General features: G+C 51.8%; 13 protein-coding genes. 6 read left to right on the top strand and 7 right to left on the bottom strand.

Annotation, left to right across the window (positions count from 1 at the left end; all coding sequences use genetic code 11):
- The first annotated feature begins 61 nt into the window (after positions 1-61).
- Positions 62-3,100, top strand: a complete 3,039-nt coding sequence (locus HQ48_RS00850; protein ID WP_044231254.1) for a PD-(D/E)XK nuclease family protein — start codon at positions 62-64, stop codon at positions 3,098-3,100.
- Between the two features lie 129 nt (positions 3,101-3,229).
- Here HQ48_RS00850 and ppc read toward each other — a convergent pair whose 3' ends face one another.
- Entirely contained in the window at positions 3,230-5,878 is a 2,649-nt protein-coding gene (gene ppc, locus HQ48_RS00845; RefSeq protein WP_081969672.1) for a phosphoenolpyruvate carboxylase, read from the bottom strand.
- 856 nt (positions 5,879-6,734) lie between these two features.
- On the opposite strand from ppc, the gene HQ48_RS00840 reads away from it, so the two are divergent.
- Complete coding sequence (locus HQ48_RS00840) at positions 6,735-8,945, top strand: TonB-dependent siderophore receptor (protein WP_081969671.1); 2,211 nt, start codon at positions 6,735-6,737, stop codon at positions 8,943-8,945.
- A gap of 256 nt (positions 8,946-9,201) precedes the next feature.
- Here HQ48_RS00840 and HQ48_RS00835 read toward each other — a convergent pair whose 3' ends face one another.
- Together HQ48_RS00835 and HQ48_RS00830 are read right to left on the bottom strand one after the other, a co-directional pair.
- Entirely contained in the window at positions 9,202-12,228 is a 3,027-nt protein-coding gene (locus tag HQ48_RS00835; protein WP_044231252.1) for a YCF48-related protein, read from the bottom strand.
- A gap of 5 nt (positions 12,229-12,233) precedes the next feature.
- Entirely contained in the window at positions 12,234-15,359 is a 3,126-nt protein-coding gene (locus HQ48_RS00830) for a hypothetical protein (protein ID WP_081969670.1), read from the bottom strand.
- Between the two features lie 927 nt (positions 15,360-16,286).
- Here HQ48_RS00830 and HQ48_RS00825 point away from each other — a divergent pair.
- From HQ48_RS00825 to proS, 4 genes are all read left to right on the top strand, one after another.
- A complete protein-coding gene (locus HQ48_RS00825; protein ID WP_044231250.1) occupies positions 16,287-17,351 on the top strand; it encodes an agmatine deiminase family protein in 1,065 nt (354 codons plus the stop codon).
- Positions 17,348-18,220, top strand: coding sequence for a carbon-nitrogen hydrolase (locus HQ48_RS00820; protein WP_044187937.1), 873 nt, complete (start codon positions 17,348-17,350; stop codon positions 18,218-18,220). The genes HQ48_RS00825 and HQ48_RS00820 overlap by 4 nt, the downstream gene beginning before the upstream one ends.
- Positions 18,221-18,422: 202 nt before the next feature.
- Positions 18,423-19,844 (top strand): aspartate ammonia-lyase, encoded by a 1,422-nt coding sequence (locus HQ48_RS00815; RefSeq protein WP_044231249.1) that lies wholly within the window; start codon positions 18,423-18,425, stop codon positions 19,842-19,844.
- A 203-nt stretch (positions 19,845-20,047) separates the two neighbouring features.
- A complete protein-coding gene (proS, locus tag HQ48_RS00810; protein WP_044231248.1) occupies positions 20,048-21,526 on the top strand; it encodes a proline--tRNA ligase in 1,479 nt (492 codons plus the stop codon).
- A gap of 64 nt (positions 21,527-21,590) precedes the next feature.
- On the opposite strand, the gene HQ48_RS00805 is transcribed toward proS, so the two are convergent.
- The 4 genes from HQ48_RS00805 to HQ48_RS00790 are packed head-to-tail and all read right to left on the bottom strand — an operon-like array spanning position 21,591 to position 25,953.
- Entirely contained in the window at positions 21,591-22,616 is a 1,026-nt protein-coding gene (locus HQ48_RS00805; protein WP_044231247.1) for a Gfo/Idh/MocA family protein, read from the bottom strand.
- A gap of 16 nt (positions 22,617-22,632) precedes the next feature.
- Complete coding sequence (locus HQ48_RS00800) at positions 22,633-23,775, bottom strand: DegT/DnrJ/EryC1/StrS aminotransferase family protein (RefSeq protein WP_044231246.1); 1,143 nt, start codon at positions 23,773-23,775, stop codon at positions 22,633-22,635.
- 26 nt (positions 23,776-23,801) lie between these two features.
- On the bottom strand, positions 23,802-24,869 hold the full coding sequence (locus HQ48_RS00795) for an HpaII family restriction endonuclease (RefSeq protein ID WP_044231245.1): 1,068 nt from the start codon (positions 24,867-24,869) through the stop codon (positions 23,802-23,804).
- Position 24,870: 1 nt separating this feature from the next.
- A complete protein-coding gene (locus tag HQ48_RS00790) occupies positions 24,871-25,953 on the bottom strand; it encodes a DNA cytosine methyltransferase (protein ID WP_081969669.1) in 1,083 nt (360 codons plus the stop codon).
- Between the last annotated feature and the right edge of the window lie 4 nt (positions 25,954-25,957).

Genomic DNA, 25,957 nt, shown 5'->3' with positions numbered 1-25,957 from the left:
TCATCATTTGATCAAAAAGCCTTTTCTTTGAGTATCACAATAAATAAGGACACCTATCTCGATGAAACCCTTCCTAGAGCAAGTAGCAGCTCACTACTGCGAGCGGCTAATACAGAACAGTCAGAGTCTAGCTCAGACGGACGCTCTACAATACCGCTTCGTCTTCCCCTCTCGCCGATCTCTACTATTCTTCCGGCACTATCTAGGGCGCATAGCCCCCTCGCCTATGTTTGCCCCCAAATGCCAGACCGTGGGGGAGTTTGTCCAAGGCCTTTTACCCGAGATACGTGTCCTAGACCGCACGGCTCTGCTATTCGAGCTCTATCGCTGCCGCCAAGAGGAGGCAAATGCGGAGGAGGTAGAGCCCTTCGAGGATTTCTTGTACTGGGGCAATATCATCATCAAAGACTTTGACCTGCTAGACCAGCACCTCATCTCTGCCAAGGAGCTATATGCCAACCTAGCCGACTACCGAGAGATACAAGAGGACTTCAGCTATATGGAGCCCGACACGCTCGAGCTCATCGAGAGCTTCTGGAATGGATTTAGGAACCTCTCGGCTATGGACGAAGGCGAGCGTGTAGACTATCGCCGTAGCTTCGTAGACTTCTGGCAGAGCCTATGGCCCCTCTACCAGCGCTTCAACGAGCGCCTAGAAGCCACAGACTGTGGCTACGAGGGACGGATATATAGACAAGTAGCAGAGCGTGCCGTAGATTTGGTAGACGGCCTAGGAGAGCAGACACGTATCGTCTTCGTCGGCCTATTCGACATTACTCCTGCCGAGTTTAAGCTCTTTCGAGCACTCCGCCGCCGAGGTTACGCCGAGTTTTGCTGGGACGAGCAGGTACATATCCTCAGCGATAGCAAGCACCTCGCCAGTAAGGTCCTTCTCAAGAACAAAGAGCTACTGGGGCAGGTACAGGGTAGTTGGCTGGCAGAGCAGGGGGCTCGGTATCTGCCACAGCAAGTCGAGGTCATCAGCTGTGCCAGTACGATCTCGCAGGTCAAAGCTCTGCCCCATATCTTGGGTGAGCTCGGTGTACTAAGCGACGACCCCAGCGAGCTCACGACGGCTATGATACTGCCTAGCGAACAGCTACTGCTACCCACGGTGAGCTCTATCCCTACCGCATACCAGCATCTGAACATCACGCTGGGCTACCCACTCAACCGAACTCCCGTAGCGGTGCTGATGAGCCGCTGGATCCGCCTGCTACTCTCCTCCCATGATCATCGTAGCTACCGAGCCGATCAGCTCATCGCCCTGCTCAGCATACATCTACTAGGCGAGAGATACCCCCAGCTCATTGAGCTCTCGGACGCCATACGCAGGCAAAAGAACTACCACATATCGACCAGCTGGATCATGGAGCAAGCCGAGCTCTGCGCCCAAGACGAGGGCACAGAGCAGCAGGGCCAATTCATGCGCCTCGTCGAGATACTGCTACGCCCGAGTGAGAGAGCAGGGCAGTTTCTTGGCGATCTACAAGAATTTCTACAGGGGCTCATGGACCGCTCTCGCCTACCAGAGAGCAGGGAGCACGCAGAGGATATAGCGGTCACTCAGGACGATGGGCGAGTAGAGATCAGCATTTTCGATGCCGAGTTTATACACCACTACATTCGCCTCGTCAATCGTCTGAGAGGCTTGTCCGAGCAATATGCTCTAGACAGCATGCCTCTGTCCTCTGTCATCAGGCTATTGGAGGGTTTGGTCAGAGGGATAACCATTCCTTTTGAGGGGGATCCGTTGCGAGGATTGCAGGTCATGGGGCTTAGAGAGAGCAGTGCGCTACACTTCCCTAGGTTGATCTACCTCTCGGCACAAGAGGGACAAATGCCTCGCAGTGGGCACGAAGCCACACTTATCCCTCAGACCCTGAGGCGTGGATATCGCCTGCCTACGAGTCAGTGGCAAGACGCTACCGAGGCGTATCGCTTCTACCAGTCCATCGCCAAGGCCAAGGAGCTAATCCTCATCTACGGCCAAGATGATGCCATGGGAGGCAAGGGCGAGGAGAGTCGCTACATTCATCAGCTCGAGCTACTCTATGGCGTGCCCATAAACAGACGTGTGGCTCAGTCCACACCACGCAGGACCCCAGCGGAGCCTATCGTAATCTCCAAGCAGTCGCCCGAGGTAGCCCGTAGGCTATCCCTCTTCTCTCGCGACACAGCCTCGGGCGGACGTGCCCTCTCGGCCAGTCGTCTGGCTACCTACATCAGCTGTCCTCTACGCTTCTACTACGAGGCGATCCTCGAGATCTATGAGGAGGAAGAGCCACAAGAGCTAATGGCGTCCAATGAGTTTGGGAGTATCCTGCACGCCACAATGGAGGAGGTCTACAAGCCCTACACAGGCGGCAAGCCAATACCTGTGGATCATCTGGAGCGTCTACTCGAGAAGGGTAATACAGAGATAGACCGCATCGTCACCGAGCTCTACATGGATAAGTACGGGAAGCAGGAAGCATCTGCCCTAGACAAGCTATACTGCGATATGATCGCTACCTATACACGCAGCATCATCGCCTACGACGCCACACACGAGCCAATCACATATCTAGAGAGCGAAGCCCATCTAGTGGCTCGAATAGACCTAGGCAATGGCGTGCAAATCAACTTCAAGGGAGATATAGACCGACTGGACATCGTGCAGGGCGAGGATGATCCTATCCCTCGTGTGCGGGTCTTGGACTACAAAACGGGCCAAGACAAAGAACCGAAATTCACCTCTTGGGAGGAGCTCACGACCAAGACGGAGATGAAAGCCGTACTACAAACACTACTCTACTGCGAGCTACTCTGGCAGAATAAGGCCAACATACTGCCTAAGATGCCCAGCTACGCCATACAGCCGGGGGTTATGCGCCTAAAAGAGATGGGAACACAGAGCAAAAACTATAGTCCGTACGTCACTTTCGGCTCACGAAAAGGTGCAGTCATCATAGCCGACTATGCCGACTATCGGCAAGAGTATCTAGATACCTTGACAGATCTGCTGCGTGGTGTCTTCGATCTAGAGCAGCCCTTCGTTCAGTGCCAAGACCTTGAGCATTGCAGGTACTGCCCCTTCCAGCTAAGTTGCGGACGATAGAGCATACATGCGGATAGACCGATTCCCCAACCGTGTAGAGCCTTGGGCTCCGCTTGATTGGGGGATCGGTCTATGTGGCAGAGATAGTGAAAGCCTTGGCTCTACCCCACTGCACTCTATGTAGGTCTGCTAACCAGAGTTGCGCACGCCCGCTGCGATGCCCGAGATCGTCACCATAAGCGCCTGCTCGATGTCCTGCGAATAGTCCTCGGTAGAGCGAGAACGCTTGAGCAGCTCGGCTTGTAGCAGGTTGAGCGGTAGGACGAAGCTATTGCGCACAGCAACATTCTCCGCTGCACCGCCCTGCACATCTTCCATAAGTGTGCGGTCGTGCGAGATAGAGAGGATCGTAGCGGTGTCACGCACTAGGCGCTCACGCAGGTCCTGTCCTAGGTACTTGTATTCCTCGGCTACGAGCAGCTGATCGTAATAGGCCGCCACAGCGATATCCGACTTGGCATACACCATCTCAAGCATACTAATGCGGGTATTGAAGAATGGCCACTCACGGTACATACGCTCTAGCAGATCTCGTCTGCCAGCCTCAAGCGCCTGCTGGAGTGCTTCCCCAGCTCCGAGCCAAGCGGGGAGCATTAGTCTATTCTGCGACCAGCTGAAGATCCACGGAATAGCTCGGAGGTTGTCGATCGTGGGCGCTGCTCGGCGCTTAGCAGGGCGAGAGCCCATAGGGAGCTTGGAGAGCTCGGAGATCGGAGTGGCTTGGTCGAAGTAGTGAATGAAGTCTTCGTTGCCACGAACGACGCCTTGATAAATAGCACACGATGCATCACGCAGCTCGTCCATGACCTCACGCCACTCCTCTTGTGGCACAGGTGGTGGGAGCAAGTTAGCCTCGAGGATAGCCTCTAGATAGAGCCCAAGAGTGCGGATAGCCAATGCAGGCTGACCAAACTTGAAGCGAATCATCTCGCCCTGTACCGTCACACGCAGACCGCCACGCAGCGAACCGGGAGGCTGAGAGAATAGAGCCGTTTTGGCAGGGCCTCCACCTCGACCGATCGTACCACCACGACCGTGGAAGAGCGTCAAGCGTACTCCTGCCTCGTCGCAAACCTTGATCAGAGCCTCCTGTGCGCAGTACTGAGCCCAGCCTGCTGCCAGAGCCCCTGCGTCCTTGGCCGAGTCGGAGTAGCCGATCATAACCATCTGCTTGTTACCGATGATGCCACGATACCAGCCGATAGAGAAGAGCTGACGCATAACATCTGCCGCATTCTCCAAGTCCTCGAGGGTCTCGAAGAGTGGACCTACTCCTAGGCGATAGGGGCAGTTCGTCTCTTTGAGTAGCAGGTGTACGGCTAGGATATCCGATGGTGTCTGCGACATCGAGATCAGATATACGGGGATAACCCCCTCGGGTGTCTCGGCGATCACACGACACGTGTCGATGACCTCGGCTGTTTCGGGGCTAGGCTGCCAACCTGCGGGGATCAGCGGACGGCGAGAGGCCAACTCTCGTATCAAGAACGCCTGCTTCTCCTCCTCACTCCAGCTGGCATAGTCCCCTAGACCTAGGTAGCGCAGTAGCTCGGAGATAGCCTCGGTGTGTCGGCTACTCTCTTGGCGCACGTCGGTCTTGACCAGAGTAACGCCGAAGGCACGCACACGGCGAAGCGTGTCGGTGAGCTTATCCCCTGCGATGCTCTCCATATCGCACGACACGAGAGAGCGGTAGCACTGCATCAGTGGCTCCCAGAGTTGGCTATCGTCCCAGATCACATCGGTAGGGATAGGCTGCGTGCTACCCTCGAGTCGCTCATCAATGTAGGCGATAGTATTGCGTAGCTGAGTGCGTAGTCGCTTCATCAGCTCACGATAGGGCTCCTGCACCTCGTCGTCTTGGATATAGGCACGGAACTCATCGGTGCAGTAGCTCATGGATAGCTCCTTGACTAGCACCTCAATGTCTACGAGGAAGAGCTTAGCTGCACGACGTCTATTCTGTAGGAGCACCTCTCGCGTCACACTGGCTGTGACGTTGGGGTTGCCATCTCTATCGCCACCCATCCATGCGGTGAACTGGATAGGACATGCATCTATGGGCAGGGTGTAGCCCTCGAGCATTGCCTCTAGCTGCACATTGAGCTCACGGATAAACTCAGGCACGGCATACCAGAGGCTCGTTTCGATCACATCGTTGCCCCACTTGGCTTCCTCTACGGGCGTGGGGCGGCGCTTGCGGATCTCGTCGGTGTACCAGTACTGCACAATGAGCTGACGCAGGCGACGCATGAGCTGAGCTCGCTTGTAGTCTGGGAGATCTGCACGATCTAGTCGGTCTAGGCAGTCGCTCGTTTCGTTGAGGTTGTTGATGAGCGAGCGGCGGTTAATCTCTGTGGGGTGTGCCGTGAGTACGAGGTCTATCGAGAGCTGCTCGAGTGCCTTGATGATCTCCTCTCGGCTTGCGCCTTTGGCTTTGAGATCTTCACAGAGGCGAATGAACTGTATGGGATTATCTCGCCCTAGAGCCTGCTCGGAGATCAGGTTGAGCTGCTCGGCTGTATTGATTAGGTTGAGTGATTGGTTGAAGGCCTGTGCCACATAGAGCAGCTCTCTATCGGAGAGAGAGGCAATCGCCTCTAGTAGCTGGGGCGATGGTACGGTGCCATCGGTAGCGTCCTGATCTGCAAGGCGACGGATAGAGTCTATCTTGTCGCTTACTTCCTGACCAAGATCTTGACGCACGATGTCGGAGAGTAGACCCTTCAGAAGGACCAAATTGTCACTCATCTGCATTGTTTTCTTCGCACGACTCATAGTTTTCTTGTTTTAGTTACTCAAAAAGTTTCTTTTCTGCCTCAAAGATAAATAATACTTTTCATTTAATAGCTATTTATTTCCTTATTTAATTCGTGGTCGACGTTCAAAGCCTCACCACCACACGGATAGAGCAAACTTAAACATTTGTATTTAGGTATGTTAAAGCCTATCTAATGTAGAGGTTTGGAGCCTTTTACAGATTCATACAGACGGGGGAGTTAGATTTATATTTTAGCTCAATTATCGGAGTATTGGTGGGAAGCTGCTGCTCATGTGGAGGGAGAAAGCATTAGACCTCGTATTTGGCCTCTAGCTGGCTCTAGACGGCGTTCGACCTCGTTTGGGCACTCTACCCCAGCCGAGTGAAAATAGCCGCCTAAAACGAGGATTTTACAAACAATTAATAGCCAGATATATAAAATACTCATCTGGCTAATTTTGTGCTTTCATGTCGCCTTTTTGAGGATTTCTTCCCATCAATCTTCTCGGATTAGTGGACACATTCCTAAGCATTAGCCCACCAATCCGAAAAAGTCTTCCCATCAATTTGCTCAAGAGTCGCCTCAGACGCGCAAAAACTCTCTGCCCTTCGCCCCGATTTAAGCCAAATTTGCATACATTTTTTAACACAAAAGAAGCAAAGTCGCATCCTAGATCTCTCGAGTTTTATAGCGACGCTATGGGCTGCGTCAACGCTCCTCGTGCGGAACGAATACGCAAGACCTATCAATTTTCAATGCAGCGGGCTACGTTGCTACTGGAGAAGATTAGCTAGTTGATAGTCAAGCAGGCAGATTGTTTTAACTTTGTGGCCCACACAGCGATGAATTAACCAAACTTATTTGCTAACGAAATGACTACAAAACATCAACTCACTGCTATCGGGGTCGCCCTAATGGCTCTAACCCCTCTGCCCTCTTTTGGACAGAGCGACACCCATAGCATCAAGCTCGACGAACTACTCGTACAAGCTCCTCCCCCCAGCCCACTGGCCGAAGCATGGAAGGCAGGGCGCATCAGCATTGACCCCAAAGAACTCTCCCTCTATCAGCCTCAGACTACGGCTGACCTGCTTGGCAGTTCGGGACGTGTCTACATACAGAAAAGTCAGCAGGGCGGCGGCAGCCCGATGATCAGAGGATTTGCCACCAATAGGCTGCTCTACTCGGTCGATGGGGTGCGTATGAATACGGCGATCTACCGCTCGGGCAATATCCACAATGTGATCTCCCTAGATCCTCTAGCCATGGAGCAGGCGCAGGTACTCTTCGGCTCTGGTTCTGTACTCTATGGTAGCGATGCCATCGGCGGTGTCATGGACTTTCGGACTCTATCGCCCAAGCTCAGCGGTCGCCACCTCATCAGCATATCGGGATCCACTTCGGCCCGATACGCCTCTGCCAATAACGAACGTACGGGGCACTTCGACTTCCAGATCAGCTTGCGCCGATGGGCTTTCCTAACGAGCATCAGCAACTTCGAGTTCGGCGATCTCAAGCAAGGGAGCTACGGCCCAGAGGATTACCTCAAGCCCTTCGTCGTGCGCCGAGCGGATCACAAAGCGGATCTCGTACTCGACAACCCCGACCCACGGGTACAGACCCCCTCAGCCTACAGCCAAAGCAACATCATGCAGAAGATTCTGTACAAGCCCTCCGATGCTTGGCAGATGGAGTACGCCTTTCATCTCTCAGAGAGCTCGCCCTATGGTCGCTACGACCGCCACAACCGTCTGCGTAAGGGATTACCTCGCTACGCAGAGTGGAGCTATGGCCCGCAGAAGTGGATGATGAATCTACTTCACTTGAGCCACACGATGCCCAGCCTCCTCTACAACCAAATCGACCTACGCCTAGCCCTGCAAAACTTCGAGGAGAGCCGCATCGACCGAGCTCTCAATAAGCCTATCCGAAGCACCCAAACCGAGCAGGTAAATGCCTATTCGCTCAATCTGGACTTGAAGAAGACGACAGCCAAAGCCGTATGGAACTACGGCGTGGAGTATGTGCTAGATCGGGTTAAGTCTATGGGAGAGGCCTACGACATCGAGAAGAAAACAAGTGAGCGCAGTGCCTCTCGCTACCCTCAAGCCTCGTGGCACTCGGCAGGGGCGTATCTGCAAGGGGCGTGGACGCTCGCCAAAGGAACTGAGGCCTATGCAGGGGCGAGATACAACCTCTATCGGATAGATGCTAACTTCACTAACCCGGGCTTTGCGCTGGCTTTCGATGCGCATCAGACCAATCAGGCGGGTTCGCTCTCGGGCAATCTCGGGCTCAACTATCAGCCCACCCAATTCCTCACATTCAATCTCAACCTATCGAGAGGCTTCCGTGCGCCTAACGTAGACGATATGGGCAAGATCTTCGACTCGGTGGATCAGTCCGTCGTGGTACCCAATCCTACGCTCAAACCAGAGTATGCCCACGGGATTGATGTGACGGCTAGAGGGCGTTTCTCTTGGGGTGAGGTCGAGCTATCGGGTTTCTACACGCATCTAACCAATGCTCTGGTGCGTCGCCCCTTTCGCCTCCCCTCTGGCGAGGAAGAAGTGATGTACAAGGGAGAGCTAAGCCGAGTGCTAGCGATACAGAATGCCGCCTTTGCGGAGGTCTATGGAGCTTATCTACTGGTGAGGACGAAGGAGTTCTCGGGGCTATCAGCCTTCGCCGAAGTGAACTATCAGCGAGGCAGAGAGGAGCTAGACGACCGAACCTCCTCGCCTCTGCGCCACGCAGCACCGCTCTTCGCCCGTGCGGGTCTGGACTTCTCGACCAAATCTCTACGCATCTGTCTAGAGAGCCGTATGCAAGCCGAGCGCAAGCACACCGATCTACCTCTCGATGAGCGTGGAAAAACCGAGATCTACGCCAAAGATGAGGCTGGACACACCTATTCGCCAGCTTGGCTCGTCCTCAACCTGCGTAGCCATTACCAAATATCTAGACGCTGGGCGGTAACGGCTGCCATAGAGAACATCACAGACCGCCGCTATCGCCCATACAGCTCTGGAATCTCGGGTGCAGGCCGTTCTCTCGTCCTCTCCACGACGCACAGATTCTAGGCATCAATCAGCCCAAAAGCAAAGATTGTGTTTCGTCTAACGCCATTTTTTGAAAGGAAAAAGCATCGTGTTGCACCTCATACTGGGTGCAAAAGCACGTATTATTGGGTGCAGATGCACCCAATAATACGTGCTTTGATAAGGTTTTTAACCTTGACCTTTCGACAAATCTAGAATTAAAACAAAGCGAAGGGGCTGTGGCAGAATCTAATCTTGCCACAGCCCCTTCGCTTTGTTTTGAGGGTGTCTACTAAGTCTAGTGGATCAGCAGGCGTCCGCTTTTCTTGATCTCTACACTCTCTGCCGTATAGATGTACGCACCAGCAGGTAGCTTAGAGGTGTCGAGGTGGCTCGTTGCTCTAGGAGATAGCTCGCTTCGCATCACTTCACGCCCCTGAATGTCGTAGATGTGTAGGACTATAGGGCGGGTCAGACCGCCGAAAGAGAGCGCAATCTGCTCGCCTTGGCGGATTAGGTGGCGGCGAAGCACGAAGTCTTTGGCCATCATCTCTACCTCCTGCGCATTGGTTGGGTCGGTATAGGGCGGTACAGTAGCCTTACCAATGATCATACCCTTCACCATCTTGGTATCGCTACCTTGAGGAGTGGTAACCGTGAGCGTGACATCGTAGGTCGTATTAGGTGCAATGCGGATCTTAGGATTGCGTGCATGCGGATCGCTCACGTGTAGCGGAGCAGGGCTAAAGCTCCAGCTCCACTGGGCATCTTCTTGATTGACGATAGAGTAGCTGTCCAGCTCGACCTCATTGGTCGTAGCAAACTCTCCTGTACCACTATTGAGAATAATAGGCTGAGCGACGGGGCGGAAGTGCGGATCTACCAGTGGACGCTCCCAAATACCATTGCTTGAGGCTAGGCGCAGTACACCCTTCTTATAGAATGGCAATAGCTTATTGATCGACAGCCCATAAGGCAAGCCATCGGAGAGGTCTACCCAGCCCTTGGTTGTGTCATCTCGGTAGGCGATGCGGCTACGTAGCTGTAGATTGATTGCATTGTAGGGGCGGATAGCTCCGACTATTGCGTAGGCAGCGTTCTTCTCGTTACCCGTGAGGAAGATGTATCTGAAGAAGAAATCATTCCTAAACAAGTCGTGGTCGAACTTAGCCTCTCGACCTATTTCCTCCCACGTCAGCCCTGCGTCCTTGGTGCGCCAAACGCTCTGATTGTTGTAGCAAGAGATCCAGAACTCCTGCTCGTTGCGTGGGTGCATGGCGACGAAACTATCGTGGATATTGCTTAGCTCCTCGGGGGCTGTGGTTACCTTGGCAAATGTTTTACCACCATCGACCGACTGGTAGAGGCCAAGACTCGTGCAGACAACCATACGATCAGGATTAACTCTAGAGATACCGATTGAGGAGATCGGAGCCTCGAAGGTGTAGAGCTGCGTATAACTCTCACCATCATCGATGGTCTTCCAGAGGTAACGTAGTTCGTTACCACCGTCCTGAACGTTGTAGAAACATTTGGCATAGCGAGGGTCGAAAGTCAGACCAATACCAAATTGAGAGCTTTCGTAAGGGTATTTGCCGATATTGCCGAAGGGGACGAAGTCTTTCTTCCAGTCGTCGGGAACAATGACATTTTCGGTATCGGAGAAGAGCGCCTTGCGTGGATTGCTCAGTAGGAGATGCCCTGTAGCCTGCTCACTGCCACCCAGACTGATGCTGATACCATCGTAGCTATCCATCTGAGCCATATTGCCATTGTGGAAGCGTCCGCCGACCATAACGTCTTCATTCCAGCCTTGGTCGAAGCCCCAAAATTCGCAGGCATAGATGCCTCGGATGCGAGGTTCGGCGTGATTTTGGAAGAAGTCGGAGGAGTAAATAATCCCCCCATCAGTCGAGAGCCAAGTATCATTGCCCACGATGTGCATATCTTGTTGGTCGGAGTGTAGCTCAAACTGACCATAGTATCCGCCCTTATTCTGCACGGTTCTCCCGCCATCGGGGGAAAAATAGGTGTGCATCAGACCGAAGAAAACCCATTCGGGGTTGTGTGGCGAGGCGAGGCAAGTCAGATCATAGTAGCCTTGTCCGCCATTCTTGTCGCCATGCTCGAGCTTATCGGCCACCTCTCTATTCATGACAAAAGATGCACCCGAGTCCGTACTCTTAAAGAGTAGTGGCCTACCGATGAAAAACTCCTCTGGGTGACTGAGGTATCGTCCCTCGGTCGCCCAGACGTAGACATAGGCTCGTCCTAGCTCGGAGTAAGAGATGCCGATGCGCCCTGCGAGGATTGGTGCACCTAAATCTTTGCGCAAGAAGGTTGCTCCGCCGTCTAGGCTCGTATAGAATGCTACTGAGCCCGGGCGACCTGCGAGGGCATAGATCCGCTCGGCGCCATACTGAAATTTGATGTCATAGCACTGCGTCTGCAAGACCTTGCGCCACGTAAGCCCAGAGTCTTCGGTTCGATACAGCCCTCTCGAGGTGCCAACGAGTATGAGTTTGTCATTATCTGGGTGGAAAACCACGTCACGAACCAGCTCATTGTGTTGCTTCTCTGGTGTGATATCCTGCCAATTTGCCCCACCGTCTGTGGTCAGCCAAACATATCCACCCGAACCAATGACCACTTTCTCTGAGGTCTGATAGGATACTTCTACGCTATTGACCTCTCCGCCGAAGTAGTGATTGGGGCTACACGGACGCCAATGCTCACCCTTGTCGTCGGTGCGGAAGATCATACCCGTCTCTGAGCCTGCATAGAGTGTATTGGGCGAGCTACGAGCTACTCCGAGGCGGTGGATATTAGCCTGCCAAGGCGTTATTTTCTTAGTGCTGTGACTGTAGGTAATCAGTGGGGCAAGGATCTGCCACTTGTTGCCATCGAGCGAGGCGGCTCTGAGGCCACTGCCCTCTCGAGCAGCGAGGCGATTGATGCGACTAACCTCAGCCTTGTAGTCATGCCCTAGGGGCAGACGAATAATCCCCTTGGCATCGGCATACGCTCGGTAATGCTCCTCCCAGCGCTGCATGAAGCGAATAAGGGGTTTGGTGTGAGGCGTCTTGCGCTGATACTGTGGGTTGGCTCGCCTAAACTCAAGCCACTGGGCTCGCACTTGATTGTAGTCCACCCCGTCTGGCGAGAGTAACTGAGCCATCCACTCGGGCGCACCATGCGGGAGCCCCTCGGGAATAAAGGTACGATAGGCCTCGCCCTCTCGATCACTCTGAGCGTAACTCCATGAGGCTAATGGGAGAGTAAGTAGGAACAGCAGGCTAGCAGCAAAATAATTCAAACGCAGCATATAAACTATTTGATGATGATACGACCATAATGCTTCTCCGATCGAGAAAGCAACGAATAGAGATAGACGCCGGGAGTAAGCCCCTCGGTCGTGAGGTGATAGGTAGACGAACCTGCGGGTAGAGCCACGTGCCGCAGCTCGTGTCCCTTGGCAGAGTGGAGAGTGAGCTTAGCATCCTCACGCAAGTTGGTCAGCTCTACCCGAATAGTCTGGCCAGAGGTCTGTACCGTAGGATACAGCTTGATGCGCTGCTCGACCTCAGCTTCTGGATTGATGCCCGTTGGGTCACTAGGCTCTGGAGGTGTATAGCCCTCATCGGGCTTGGGATGCTCCACGCCATCACGCACAACAAACATCTTCTTGACCGTCTTCGTATCGCTCCCCTGAGGCGTAGTAACTGTCAGCGTGACATCGTAGCTTGCATTGTAGCCGAAGACGACGATCGGATTGCGACTAGTGGGGTTGCTCACGCTCTTGGGCTTGGGGAAGAATGACCAACGCCAAGAGGCTTGGCTCTGATTGACGATCGAGTAGCTCTCCAGTTGTATGGGCATATCGGCCTTACCTGTGAGGTCGCCACTGCCCACATTGGTCGCCATAGGCTGAGCCACTGGTACAAAGTCGGGGCGATAGAGCGGAGCTTCCCAGATACCTTGGTCTGTTGCCATACGGAGTTTACCCTCCTTGTAGTATGGAAGTATGCGAGCGATACGAGAACCGGGGTTGATACCCTCGGAATAATCGATCCAGTCCTCTAGGCTATCGTCCTTATAGTAGACACGTGCACCTCTGCCCCCCGTAGCCACATAGATGCCGTTTCTCTCGTCACCCACGACGATGACAAACTGCAAGGGTTGGTCCCGTAGTACCGGCGAGAGGTCAGGCGTCCACGTATCGCCAGCATCGGTGCTATAGACGAGCTTATGTGGCTCGTTGGGATTGACGGCCCAGAGCTTCTTCTCATCACGTGGATGAATGGCAATCTGCGTGATGCCATTGGGGATTGTCTTCTCGGGGAAGGGGCGTGTCTTGGCCACGGACCAGTTCTTGCCTCCGTCGATCGTGCGGTAGATGTCGTAAGCCCCCGAGATATAGAAGTAGTCGGGGTTGGAACGTGCGTAGGCGAAGTTGGCGATGTTCTCGCCGTCTAGTCCGTAGAGCATCGAGAAGCTGCGCCCCTCGTCGGTAGAGAGATAAACCTTGTCGCTAGGGCCACCCCACGAGGCATTGGTATCATCGATCGGATTGATCACGAGGCGTAGTGCATATCTAGGGTCGAAAGCGATAGTGCCATTAGTCTGTAGCACTTCGTAGGGTTTCTTGGAGAAGTACGTACCATAGTTCGCCAGATCAATCTGCCCCGTCATCTCTCGGGGCATCACCATACGCCCTGCATCCGAGAAATAGACCTTGTAGGGGTCACTAACCATCACGTGGCCCGTGGCCTGCTCCACACCACCTACGTATAGCGTATTGCCCTCTCCGTAGTTTGCTGCGTGTACGGCATCACCATTGTGCCAGCGTCCGCCTACCATCACGTCTTCGTTCCAGCCTTGGTCGAAGCCATGGTATTCGCTCGCATAGATGCCTTGATGTCTGATTTGACCGGGTGTGGCAAAGAAATCTGTCGAATACTTGATCCCTCCGTCCGTACTGATGTAGGTATCGTCGCCTGCGATAGCAATATCTTGCATATCTGGGTGCAGATTGCCCTGACGCTCATAGCCACCTATCGCATTGGTGTGGACAGAGCCTGTTCCACCAGTCGTGGAGCGGTAGGCATTGCACAGCCCATAGATGACAAGCTCGGGATCCTTGTTTGAGACTCCGATCATCATATCGAAGTAGCCTTGCCCGCCGTAGTCATTGTCAATGAATGGCGAGAAGGTATTGAAGCGTAGGTTACTTCCCCTTGTGGTTTGGTCGCTCCAAGTTAGCCCCGCATCCGTACTCTTGAGAATGTGGGGCAGTCCTCTTAAGTCACCCATAGCCTGAAGGGAGTGGGAAGTCACCTGTGCATTAACCAACGCATAAACATAGTTAGTCCCTGTGGGAGCTTCACTCACAGCCAATCTACCCGAACGAACGCCCTCCACAGGGAGTTGTCTCTGCTGAAAGGTCTGTCCGCCGTCCGTCGAAACGTAAAAGAAGAAAGGCTCTCTAGGGGCACGCTGTGCCAAGAGGTAGACCGTATTGGGGTCATCGGGCTTTAGCTCATGGTCGTGACAGAGCAAGTCCAGTGTCTTGAGCCACGAAGCCCCTGCATCATCGGATCGCCAAAAGCCACCAAAGCCCTGCTCTGCAGCGTGGGTAGCGATCGTGATCTGTCTGGGATTTTGGGGAGAGAAGCGAATGCTATTCACCCGAGCATTGATTTGGGTGAGCCTCGTCCAGCTCTTGCCTCCATCGGTACTCTTCCACAGAAAGGTCCCTGCCCCAACTAAAACGAGATTCTCATCTCTGGGGGATACAGCGATGGCGTAGATAGAACCTCCAAAGTTGTGCGCTGCATCGCAAGCCTGCCACTCCAGTCCCTTGTTGTCAGAGCGGAAGACAACCCCAGTTTCCGTCCCAGAGTACACGACATTGTGGTTGGACGGTGCTACTGCAAGGCGAAAGACACAAACCTGAGAATCCTTTTCGCTGAGCTTACCTCTATTATTCTCGGCCGTCCTATTAGGCCCTATGTTGCGCCAAAGGGGCTGTTGGCGTTCTTCGGTAGCGATCGCTCTAAGGTGCTGACGAACTTGCCTATTCTGTAGCTCCACCTTCTGGGCATAATCCTCTTGTTGGGGCAAAACGATACGACCCTCGGCATTAACAAAATCTCTGTATGCCTTAGCCCACCGTCTGTAGAAATTGACGGCAGGCTTACGCTCGAGAGTCTTGACACGTGCATCAATGTCCTTGGCGCACCAATCTCTGAAGAGGGAATCCATCTTGAAGTAATTGACCCCAGACGGATTGAGCTCGATCTCTCGCAGCCACTCGGGGGAGCCTGATGGGAGTGGTTCGGGGACGTACGGATCGAAATAGAGCTGTGTTTCTTGCCCCGAGAGCAAACTTGCAGAGTGGAGCAATAGGCTAAAGAAAAAAACTTTTCTAAACGTAAAAATATTCCTCAAATACATAGTTATCAAATATCTAGCCCCAAAGGTACGGAAAATCTGCCGAATGAATCCCAAAGCGATCAGGACCTTGCACCGGCAGCTCCTCCCAATAGCAACTCTACGAGGTATGTTGAAATAATAGGTCTTGCGTATTCGTTCCGTCCAAGGGGTGGTGACGTAGCCCGTAGCGTCACTACAAAACTCGAGAGATTTGGGATGCGACTTTGCTTCTTTTGTGTTAAAAAATGTATGCAAATTTGGCTTAAATCGGGGCGAAGGGCAGAGAGTTTTTCGGCGTCTGAGGCGACTTTTGAGCAAATTAATGGGAAGACTTTTTCGGATTGGTGGGCTAATACTTAGCAATGTGTCCACTAATCCAAAGAAATTGATGGGAAGAAATCCTCAAAAAGGCGACATGAAAGTACAAAATTAGCCAGATGAGTGTTTTATATATCTGGTTATTAATTATTTGCAAAACCCTCGTTTTAGGCGGTTATTTTCACTCGGCTGGAGGTGGAGTGCCCAAACGAGGTCGAACGCCGTCTAGAGCCAGCTAGGGGCCAAATACGAGGCCTAATGCTTTCTCGGCTACGGCTACTGCTTTGCTCCACCAACATGCTGAAATGTGACCCAAAATCTAAACGAATAGTTAAATAGTGTAATCTCAACTTCGTACGAGTCCTCGACAATGCGCTAGATGGTGCATCATCTAGCCCAATCAATCTACGGTATAAGCTACGTAGCATAACCTATTTTTGGCCTCGGGATCGGCCGCGACACGCCCAATAGTCGAGAAATTGGTGGGCAGCTATGCCAATCAGTAAGGGCATTGGCGAAATCCGTAGGGAGCAAATGGCACACGCAACACGGCCTTTTGTACATGATGACACGCCCTACCCTTTGGTTTGCTTATCTTTGTTCCTAATAACTTTAAGACAATTAGACTATATGGAGGCTAAACTAACCTTGATTCCCGAATGGGAACCACAGGATTTGGTTCTGATCACTTGGCCGCACGCCGAGAGCGATTGGGCAGATATGCTCGACGAGGTAGAGGCGTGCTATAGAGAGATGGCACGTGCTATCCTGCGCTTCGAGGATTTGCTGATCCTTGCTCATGACGAAAACTACGTCAAGCAGATATTCGAGGGCGAGCACTTCGAGCATCGCCTGCGTATCCTAGAGATGCCAAGCAACGATACTTGGTGCCGCGACTATGCACCACTGGCCTTTAGGGTCAGCTCGGACGAAGGAACATTCAAAGCCATTGCAGACTTTACTTTCAACGGCTGGGGTATGAAGTTTGCCGCCAACAAGGACAACTTGATCAGCCGCTGCTTGTACCTCTCTCGTGTCTTCGCCGACGACGTCTCGATGATGAATCGTCTGATGTGCGTATTAGAGGGAGGCGGTGTAGAGAGCGATGGGCAGGGGACAATCCTCTCTACCTATGGCTGTATCTACGAGCCTAACCGCAATGCAGGCTTCGACGAGGAGGAGCTCTCTGGCTTGCTAGCCGAGGTGCTGGGAGCCGAGCGACTCATCATGCTGCGCAACGGCGAGCTAGAGGGCGACGACACCGACGGACATATTGACACACTGGCACGCTTCGTTACCCCCGATACGATTGCCTACGTCAAGTGCCTCGACCCTCGGGACGGCCACTATCATGCACTCGAGCGTATGGAGCAGGAGCTACTGGCTCTACGCACGACATCGGGAGAGCCATACAAACTCATTCCCCTACCCTTACCTAAAGCGATCTACGACGAAGACGGACATCGCCTGCCCGCAACGTATGCCAACTTCCTCTTCGTCAATGGCGGATTGCTTGTGCCTACCTACGGCCAAGACTACGATAACGAGGCACTCAAAGCTCTAGGCGAGGCGCTACCAGACCGCCAAATCGTCGGGGTAGACTGCCAAGCGCTTATTCGCCAGCACGGTAGCCTGCACTGCGCTACGATGCAGATACCAGAGGGTTTCATCAATCAAAATAAATGGGAACTATGAAAGTCGGACTAATTCAACAGGCCAATACGGCCGACCACGTACACAATAAGAAGCGACTCGGCGAACGAATCCGAGAGGTTGCCGCCCAAGGGGCAGAGCTCATCGTCCTACAAGAACTACACAACGGTCTATACTTCTGCCAAACGGAAGATGTACAGATCTTCGACCAAGCGGAGCCAATCCCCGGACCTAGCACGGAGGAATTCGGTCAGCTAGCCCGTGAGCTAGGCGTAGTCATCGTGCTGTCGCTCTTTGAGCGCAGAGCCGCAGGGCTGTACCACAATACAGCGGTGGTGCTCGAGCGGGACGGATCTATCGCAGGCAAATACCGCAAGATGCATATCCCCGATGACCCTGCATACTACGAGAAGTTCTACTTCACACCGGGGGACTTAGGCTTCGAGCCTATCCAAACCTCTGTGGGGCGTCTAGGCGTTTTGGTCTGCTGGGATCAGTGGTACCCCGAGGCAGCACGCCTGATGGCTATGCGTGGGGCAGAGCTACTCATCTACCCTACCGCTATTGGCTGGGAGAGTAGCGATGTACCCGAGGAGCAAAGCCGACAGAGCGATGCATGGCAACTCGTACAGCGTGGGCACGCTGTGGCTAATGGCTTACCAGTCGTAACGGTCAATCGTGTCGGGGTGGAGGAAGACCCCTCTGGGCAGACCAATGGTATTCGCTTCTGGGGGCGTAGCTTCGTCGCTGGGCCTCAAGGCGAATTGATGGCCGAATTGGGGCGCGAAGAGGAAGTTCGTGTGGTGGACATTGACCTAGAGCGATGCGAGCGAGTAAGAAGATGGTGGCCGTTCTTTAGAGATCGTAGAATTGATGAATTTGACGGATTGACCAAGCGCTTCTTGGTTTAAGTATCAAATTGTAGCTTTTCTAAATTCAAATCAAAACTATTTACGCTTTTCTATTTATAATAAAACCCGACAAAAAATTCGGGTTTTATTATATCACGCAAAAAACAAGGCAGTTAATTAGGATATTCCGATTTAAGTGCTACCTTTGCTGTGCAATCAATCGTAAAATAGTTGTAATAGCTAGTATTATTCGATTATCAACATGGAACAAACTTTCCGTATCGAGAGCGATTTGCTCGGCGAACGCCAAATATCTAACGCACATCTCTATGGAGTGCAAACCCTTAGAGGCATCGAAAACTTCCAGATCAGTAAGTTTCTTTTATCCGACTACCCACTTTTTATTCAAGGCTTAGCGCAGACTAAGGCAGCAGCAGCAGAGGCGAACCATCGTCTAGGCCGTCTGACCGATGCACAGTACCAAGGCATTGTGCAGGCTTGCCGTGAGATCCTAGACGGTCAGTGGCATAGCGACTTCCCAGTAGATATGATACAAGGGGGGGCTGGTACGACAACTAATATGAACGCCAACGAGGTGATCTGCAACAGAGCATTGCAGATCATGGGACACAAGGCAGGGGAGTTTCAGTACCTCTCGCCCAACGACCACGTCAATGGTTCTCAGTCTACCAACGACGCCTACCCAACAGCCATACACCTAGGGCTCTACGCCACACATCAGCTCCTCAAGAAACACCTGCAGCAGCTCATCGACTCCCTCAGAGTCAAGAGCGAGCAGATGAAGCACGTCCTCAAGATGGGACGCACACAGCTCCAAGACGCAGTGCCCATGACGCTAGGGCAGACCTTCGGCGGTTTCGCCTCTATCCTAGAGCACGAGTTACATCATCTCGACTATGCAGCCGAGCAGTTCCTAACCGTTAATATGGGTGCTACAGCTATCGGTACAGGTATCTGTGCCGAGCCAGAATATGCGGGCTACTGCATCGAGGCGATGCGCTCAATAACTGGTTGGGACATTAAGCTAGCCGATGACCTAGTAGGCGCAACGAGCGACACCAGCGAAATGATTGGATACAGCTCTGCAATGAAACGCCTAGCCGTTAAGGTGAATAAAATCTGTAACGATATACGTCTAATCTCGAGCGGCCCTCGCTGTGGTCTGGGAGAAATAAGTATCCCCGCCAAGCAACCGGGGTCATCTATTATGCCGGGTAAGGTCAATCCCGTAATCCCCGAAGTGATGAGCCAAGTGTGCTACAAGGTAATGGGCAACGACCTATGTGTAACCATGGCTGGTGATGCCGCCCAAATGGAGCTCAATGCTATGGAGCCGGTGATGGCACAGTGTTGCTTCGAATCGGCCGAGCTACTGATGAACGGCTTCGACACACTACGCATCCATTGTATCGACGGCATAGAGCCCAATGAAGAGATTTGCACAAACTACATCAAGAATAGTGTGGGCATCGTCACTGCACTCAACCCAATCATCGGGTACAAGCACTCTACTAAGATTGCCAAAGAAGCAATGGAAACAGGTCGAGGAGTCTATGACCTTGTGCTCGAACATGGCATCTTGACCAAGGAGGAGCTGGATACAATCCTCTCACCAGAGAATATGATCCGCCCCGTACGTCTAGACATTCAGCCCAAGGGCTAGCGACAACCTCCCCGTGCCTGTGGGAGGCCTCTTAAGTTTTTTTTCATATCATTGTGTTATGTGTGAGCCCTTCGTAGTGATACGAGGGGCTTTCTTCGTCTGTTACAGCCATTATCATCGGAGCAAGTGGTGCTATTCACTTGGTTTCTTATTACCTTTGCAAGGTTTTAATTAAGAGTAAATAACAATCATAATATATTGCAATGGCAAAAGAACTCAAAGAATTAACCCCTCGCAGTGTAGACTACTCGCAGTGGTATCAGGATCTTGTGCTCAAGGCAGACCTAGCCGAGAGCTCAGCTGTGCGTGGCTGTATGGTTATCAAGCCCTATGGCTATGCGATTTGGGAGAAGATGCAACGTGTTCTGGACGATATGTTTAAGGAAACTGGTCACGTCAATGCCTACTTCCCGCTCTTCATTCCTAAGAGCTTCCTGAGCCGTGAGGCCGACCACGTAGAGGGCTTTGCCAAAGAATGTGCTGTCGTAACGCACTACCGCCTCAAGACTAACCCAGAGGGTGGCGTAGTCGTAGACCCAGAGGCTCGTCTAGAGGAGGAGCTAATCGTTCGCCCTACGAGCGAAACGATTATCTGGAATACCTATAAGAACTGGATCCAGAGCTACCGAGATCTACCCATTCTCTGCAACCAGTGGGCCAACGTCGTACGCTGGGAGATGCGTACACGCCTATTCTTGCGTACGGCCGAGTTCCTCTGGCAGGAGGGGCACACCGCTCACGCCACTCGAGAAGAAGCCGAAGAAGAGGCTGTACGTATGCTACACGTCTACGAGAGATTTGCTCGTGACTATATGGCTATGCCCGTAGTTACTGGGGTTAAGAGCGCTAACGAACGCTTCGCTGGTGCGGTAGATACCTACACCATCGAGGCATTGATGCAGGACGGCAAGGCACTACAAAGCGGTACCTCGCACTTCCTTGGGCAAAACTTCGCCAAGGCATTCGATGTAACATTTGCAAGCAAGGAAGGTAATCAGGAGTATGTGTGGGCGACTTCGTGGGGCGTATCTACTCGTCTTATGGGAGCACTCATCATGTCACACTCAGACGACAACGGCCTTGTGCTACCTCCTAAGCTCGCTCCATATCAAGTCGTCATCGTACCTATCTACAAGGGTGAGGAGCAGCTTGCGGCAGTTTCGGCACGTGTAGAGGAGATTGTCGCAGGGCTCAAGGCTCGTGGCATCAGTGTCAAGTACGACGATAGTGACAATAAGAAGCCCGGTTGGAAGTTTGCCGAATATGAACTCAAAGGAGTGCCCGTTCGTCTAGCCCTCGGTGCTAGAGATCTAGAGCAAGGCACTATTGAGGTTGCCAGACGTGATACACTTACCAAAGAAACAATCGCTCTAGATGGCGTAGTAGATCACGTGGCGGATCTGCTGGATAAAATTCAGTCCAATATCTATCAGAAGGCACTCGACTACCGCACGACACATACGATCACGGTAGATAGCTACGAAGAGTTTAAGGAAAAAATTGAGCTCGGTGGCTTTATCTTGGCACATTGGGACGGAACACCCGAAACAGAAGAGCGTATCAAGGCCGAAACTAAGGCTACAATCCGCTGTATTCCTCTAGAGGGTGACAAGACTCCGGGGGTATGTATGGTAACGGGCAAGCCTAGCGCACAGAGAGTTGTTTTCGCTAGAGCCTACTAGTCCAACAAAAAAATAAAAGTTATCCCCTAGATCTCTCTACTTGTAGGATCTAGGGGATAACTTTTTACTTGTGCTCGTAGATATTTTGGATCAAATGTACCACAGCAAGTCCATCGTCTAGAGTGGTAATCTCTGCTGGCTCACCGAGCAAATCAGCCACTACGTTGGCGATGACGTGGTGGTGATTCTGCGCCGAACCGCTATACCCTCCGTATTGATTGCCCGCTGCGCTCTTCTCAAGTTGCGGCGTCTCAATACCACGAATAGCACAATGCTCCAAGCGATTGAGGTAAGGACCAGAGATCTTGATCGTACCATGCTCGGCAAGAATGGTCATCGACACCTCCAGATTGCGGTCATAAACGGCAGTCGAATAGAAGAGCGTTCCCCGAGCTCCTCCCTCTGTGCGGAAGAGTACGGTACCCGTATCCTCAAAGGCTATTAGCCCTTCGTGGCTGTGATTGGCGAAGTGTGCCGACTCTACCTCGATTCGCCCCATCGTCCACGTCAGCAGATCCAAGAAATGCGAATACTGGGTGTAGAGCGTACCACCATCGAGCTCGGCATCTCCGTGCCAGCTATCAGGCGTATAGTAGCGCTCATCTCTATTCCACAGGCACTGCATCTGTACATTGTAGATCTGCCCGAGTACGCCTGAGGTCACAGTCTCCTTGAGCCAACGAAAGACGGGCGTATATCTATTCTGTAGCACACCATAGATGCGACAGTCATTCTGCTTGGCAAGCAGTCTAAGACGCTCGCCATCTTCTAGATTTAACACGATAGGCTTCTCGATCAAGACGTGATGCCTCGAGCGGAGTACCACCTCGGCAATCTCGGCGTGTAGCCCATTGGGCACACAGACGCAGGCAATATCAAACTCAATCCCCGAAGTAATCAGTTCGTCAACCGAACGAAAATAAGGTACCGAAGCATAAGCCTCTTCGGCAAGAACCTGTCCCCTAGCCTTAACGTCGCACTGCGCCACCAGCTCGGCTCTAGAGTCAGCTGTAATCTTCTCACTATGTCTACGCCCGATGTGCCCACAGCCAATGACGGCAAAGCGGATAGGGCTGGTCAATTCTTTCATATCTATCCGACCTGTATCATCGTAGCAGGTCTTTGAGGTTGTCAATGATGTAGTTTATTTCTTCGTCCGTCATCAGAGGGAAGATTGGGAGCGAGAGCATACGACGGCTAATATCTTCGCTTCGAGAGAGCGAACTGCGCACGAGGCTTCGCTTGCTATAGACCTCATACCAGTGCAAGGGCTTGGGATAATAGAGTCCACTAGCGACACCTCGCTCAATCAGACCAAGGCGAATGCGCTCTCGGTCTAAGCCTTCATCCAGCAATAGCGTATATTGATGATAGGTGGGGCTGGCTCCTGCTTCGCACATCGGCAGAGTTAGGCGTGCATCCCCTCGAAGAGCTTCTGTGTAAGTCTTAGCGGTCTGCTGCTGCATCTGCACAAACTCGGGCAGATGTTTGAGTTTAATCCTCAAAATTTCTACTTGAATGGCATCTAGACGGCTATTCCTCCCAACCATGCGATAGTCGTACTTCTCGGCTTGTCCGTGCCGAGCAAGGCAACGTGCTCGCTCTGCCCAGAGCAGATTGGTCGTTACGATCGCACCACCATCGCCAGCACAGCCTAGAGGCTTAGTGGGGAAAAAGCTCGTGGTGCTGATGTCGCTTAGTAGTCCCATAGGCACAGATTGCCCAGAAACATCGGCAAAACCACCGAGCCCTTGAGCATTATCCTCGATCAGAAAGAGATGATGCTCGTGACAGAATGCCTTGAGTCGCAGGGCATCAATCGGCAGGCCATAGAGATTGACAGCCACCAGTGCTTTGGTCTTTGGGCTAATTAAGCCCTCTAGTGCGTTAGGGTCGATATTATAGCACTGCGCTCCGCCTTCCCCAGTAGCATCCGCCCATACAGGGATTAGCCCAAGGCGTACGGCAACCTCGGCAGCTGCGACATAGTTGTGCGCAGGGATGATGACCTCATCGCCCGCCTCAAGCCCGATCGCCTCGTAGGCTAGCTCCAGAGCATCCGTTCCATTGGCACACGAGATTACCGATTCGGCCGAGAGACCAAGGTATTCGGCGAGCTCTCGCTCAAAAGCCGATACAGATGCTCCTCCAATATATTGCCCCGAGCCTAATACGTGCTGCACGGCAACATCTAGCTCCCCTTGAAGGAACTGATACTGCCGTGCAGGGTCTGCCATTGGGATCTTCATCACACTTTGAGTATTGAATGTATAAGCTAAATAAATCTAATCTGAAGATTTAGCTTGAAGCGATTGTCTGACGTAATAGTACCAAAGCCATGTCGGCTAGAACTGGGAGTATCAAGCTTAGTATTCCGAAGCAGATAGTCTTCCAAGAGATTGCGATCGTAGAAGTGATAACAAATCAAATCTCCCGTTTCTTTGACTACGATATAGCCTCCAGTAGCATCATAAACTCCATCCCAGACTTTATTGGGTTGCAGTCCAAGTGCGATCTCTACAAGTAGCTTTTTTATTTTGTACTCGTAAAAATGATGAGTAGACAAATCAAGATCAAGAGGATTTGTTTGATTGATGATTGCTAGTAGATCTACTAGACGACTACCTTTACCTGAGTAATAAAGTTTCAAAACCTCAGACATCACTAGAGGCATCATGGTATCAATCATCATCAAATTGCTCTGAAAACATGAGTGCTCACAACGCTCAAAAACTAGATTTCCACCCAGCTTCTCGATTTCGAAGATCCGTTCTTGTATTTTACTCTTTACTTCTATTGAGTTGATCTGGATTTGCTGATCTTGGGTTAATTGAAGACCTGTGGTAAAAACGAAATTGGTAGCACCTGAGGCGTTCAATAGCGTTGCACTATTGCCCAAGCGAGACTTGATACTGAAACCCAGAGTAGGCTGTACACCAATACGAGGATCGTGAATTTGGATGTGTATATCTGCTTTGGATGATGACTTAGCCTTGAGTTGCAAACAATGAATCTTGCTTAGAAAATCCTCTAGCTCTGGCATCGATGATGAGCCCTTGAGTCTCTGGATGTACTCAAAAAGCTGCGAAGCGGATCTTGTAAATTGGGCAACGGATATGATAACTTCTTCCCCTCCACAGTCTCTAGAAATATGAATATCTGGATGGTCTGGAATATAATGTACCCAGCCATTGCTATACTCACGAAGCACTGTGACTATGGGATATACGATATCTTCGATTGGCTTCAAATCAGCATCTCCAAGATGCAAACAGCCGTCAGATAAGAGTTTGAGCAATACATAAACTTCGCTCCACTCTCCTTTATTGCCAGATAAAGTCATATTACAAAATAATGTCTAACCACTGTCTAGCTACAGCTTGTACGACAGGCACAGCCACAGAATTGCCAAATTGCTTGTAGGCTGTGGCATCTGCAACAACGATATTGAACCGATCTGGGAAGCCCTGCAAACGAGCCCACTCTCGTGGTGTCATCTTACGAATACCCTCTCTATTGACTTCGCCTTTGATTTTGGTAACGGGAGTAAAGTCCGTAAGTCTCGGATCATACACGAGATTTCTTTCTCGACCCATACCTCCACACACGACAGCATTGGCGATACCATCGTCCGAGATAATCTCATACCCAAAGCCATTACCTTTACTCAGATGTCTTGCTTTGTGTGCTCTGAGCGTACTCAAATAAGCTGTAGATAGATAGTACTTGACCGAGACGACTTCTGCTTCCTTGACCTCTGCAAATCTAACTTCAGGCAGCCTCCATTGGGGGTATTCAAAATCGTACCGATTATCTATATCGGTACGAATGCCCACTATAAAGACACGCTCTCTATGCTGAGGGACTCCAAAATCTTTGGCATTGAGTAGCTGAGGATCTGGTACATAGTAGCCAAGGTCCTCCCTCAATAGTCTCAACATCAACTGTATAGTATGTCCTCTGTCATGACTGAGCAATCCCTTGACATTCTCCAGAAAAACGATCTTAGGTCGCTTGCGTTGTATGATCTCTGCTACATCAAAGAAGAGTGTACCTCGTGCCTCATCAAATCCTTTTCTCAGGCCTGCTATAGAGAATGCTTGACAAGGGAATCCTGCACAAAGTACATCGAAATCATCGGGGATCTGGGCTTTCGTTTCCTCTAGAGTAATATCTCCGTGTGGAACTTCTCCAAAATTGGCTTCGTAAGTCTTTTGTGCATATTTATCCCATTCGCTAGAGAACACACATCTACCACCTAGGGATTGTAGGGCTAATCTAAACCCGCCAATTCCAGCAAAGAGATCTATAAAAGTGAACCTAGGCTGTTCTGGAGCAGGGAAAGGAATACTTTGTGCTCTATTCTGTTGCCTAAACAGTTCACTGATAGGGTCTATAGTGATGTCTCTCCTACGACGAAGTGCCATTTGA

Source organism: Porphyromonas sp. COT-290 OH3588 (assembly GCF_000769075.1).
Taxonomy (GTDB): Bacteria; Bacteroidota; Bacteroidia; order Bacteroidales; family Porphyromonadaceae; genus Porphyromonas.
The sequence above is the reverse complement of the archived record's forward strand: the minus strand, read 5'-3'. Positions and strand labels throughout refer to the sequence as shown.

What these genes read in the sequence shown, in the direction of transcription:
- HQ48_RS00830 (WP_081969670.1), bottom strand. Translation starts at nt 15,359, where the DNA reads ATGTATTTGAGGAATATTTTTACGTTTAGAAAAGTTTTTTTCTTTAGC.
- HQ48_RS00795 (WP_044231245.1), bottom strand. Translation starts at nt 24,869, where the DNA reads ATGACTTTATCTGGCAATAAAGGAGAGTGGAGCGAAGTTTATGTATTG.
- HQ48_RS00840 (WP_081969671.1), top strand. Translation starts at nt 6,735, where the DNA reads ATGACTACAAAACATCAACTCACTGCTATCGGGGTCGCCCTAATGGCT.
- proS (WP_044231248.1), top strand. Translation starts at nt 20,048, where the DNA reads ATGGCAAAAGAACTCAAAGAATTAACCCCTCGCAGTGTAGACTACTCG.
- HQ48_RS00835 (WP_044231252.1), bottom strand. Translation starts at nt 12,228, where the DNA reads ATGCTGCGTTTGAATTATTTTGCTGCTAGCCTGCTGTTCCTACTTACT.
- HQ48_RS00805 (WP_044231247.1), bottom strand. Translation starts at nt 22,616, where the DNA reads ATGAAAGAATTGACCAGCCCTATCCGCTTTGCCGTCATTGGCTGTGGG.
- HQ48_RS00820 (WP_044187937.1), top strand. Translation starts at nt 17,348, where the DNA reads ATGAAAGTCGGACTAATTCAACAGGCCAATACGGCCGACCACGTACAC.
- ppc (WP_081969672.1), bottom strand. Translation starts at nt 5,878, where the DNA reads ATGAGTCGTGCGAAGAAAACAATGCAGATGAGTGACAATTTGGTCCTT.
- HQ48_RS00825 (WP_044231250.1), top strand. Translation starts at nt 16,287, where the DNA reads ATGGAGGCTAAACTAACCTTGATTCCCGAATGGGAACCACAGGATTTG.
- HQ48_RS00800 (WP_044231246.1), bottom strand. Translation starts at nt 23,775, where the DNA reads ATGAAGATCCCAATGGCAGACCCTGCACGGCAGTATCAGTTCCTTCAA.
- HQ48_RS00850 (WP_044231254.1), top strand. Translation starts at nt 62, where the DNA reads ATGAAACCCTTCCTAGAGCAAGTAGCAGCTCACTACTGCGAGCGGCTA.
- HQ48_RS00790 (WP_081969669.1), bottom strand. Translation starts at nt 25,953, where the DNA reads ATGGCACTTCGTCGTAGGAGAGACATCACTATAGACCCTATCAGTGAA.
- HQ48_RS00815 (WP_044231249.1), top strand. Translation starts at nt 18,423, where the DNA reads ATGGAACAAACTTTCCGTATCGAGAGCGATTTGCTCGGCGAACGCCAA.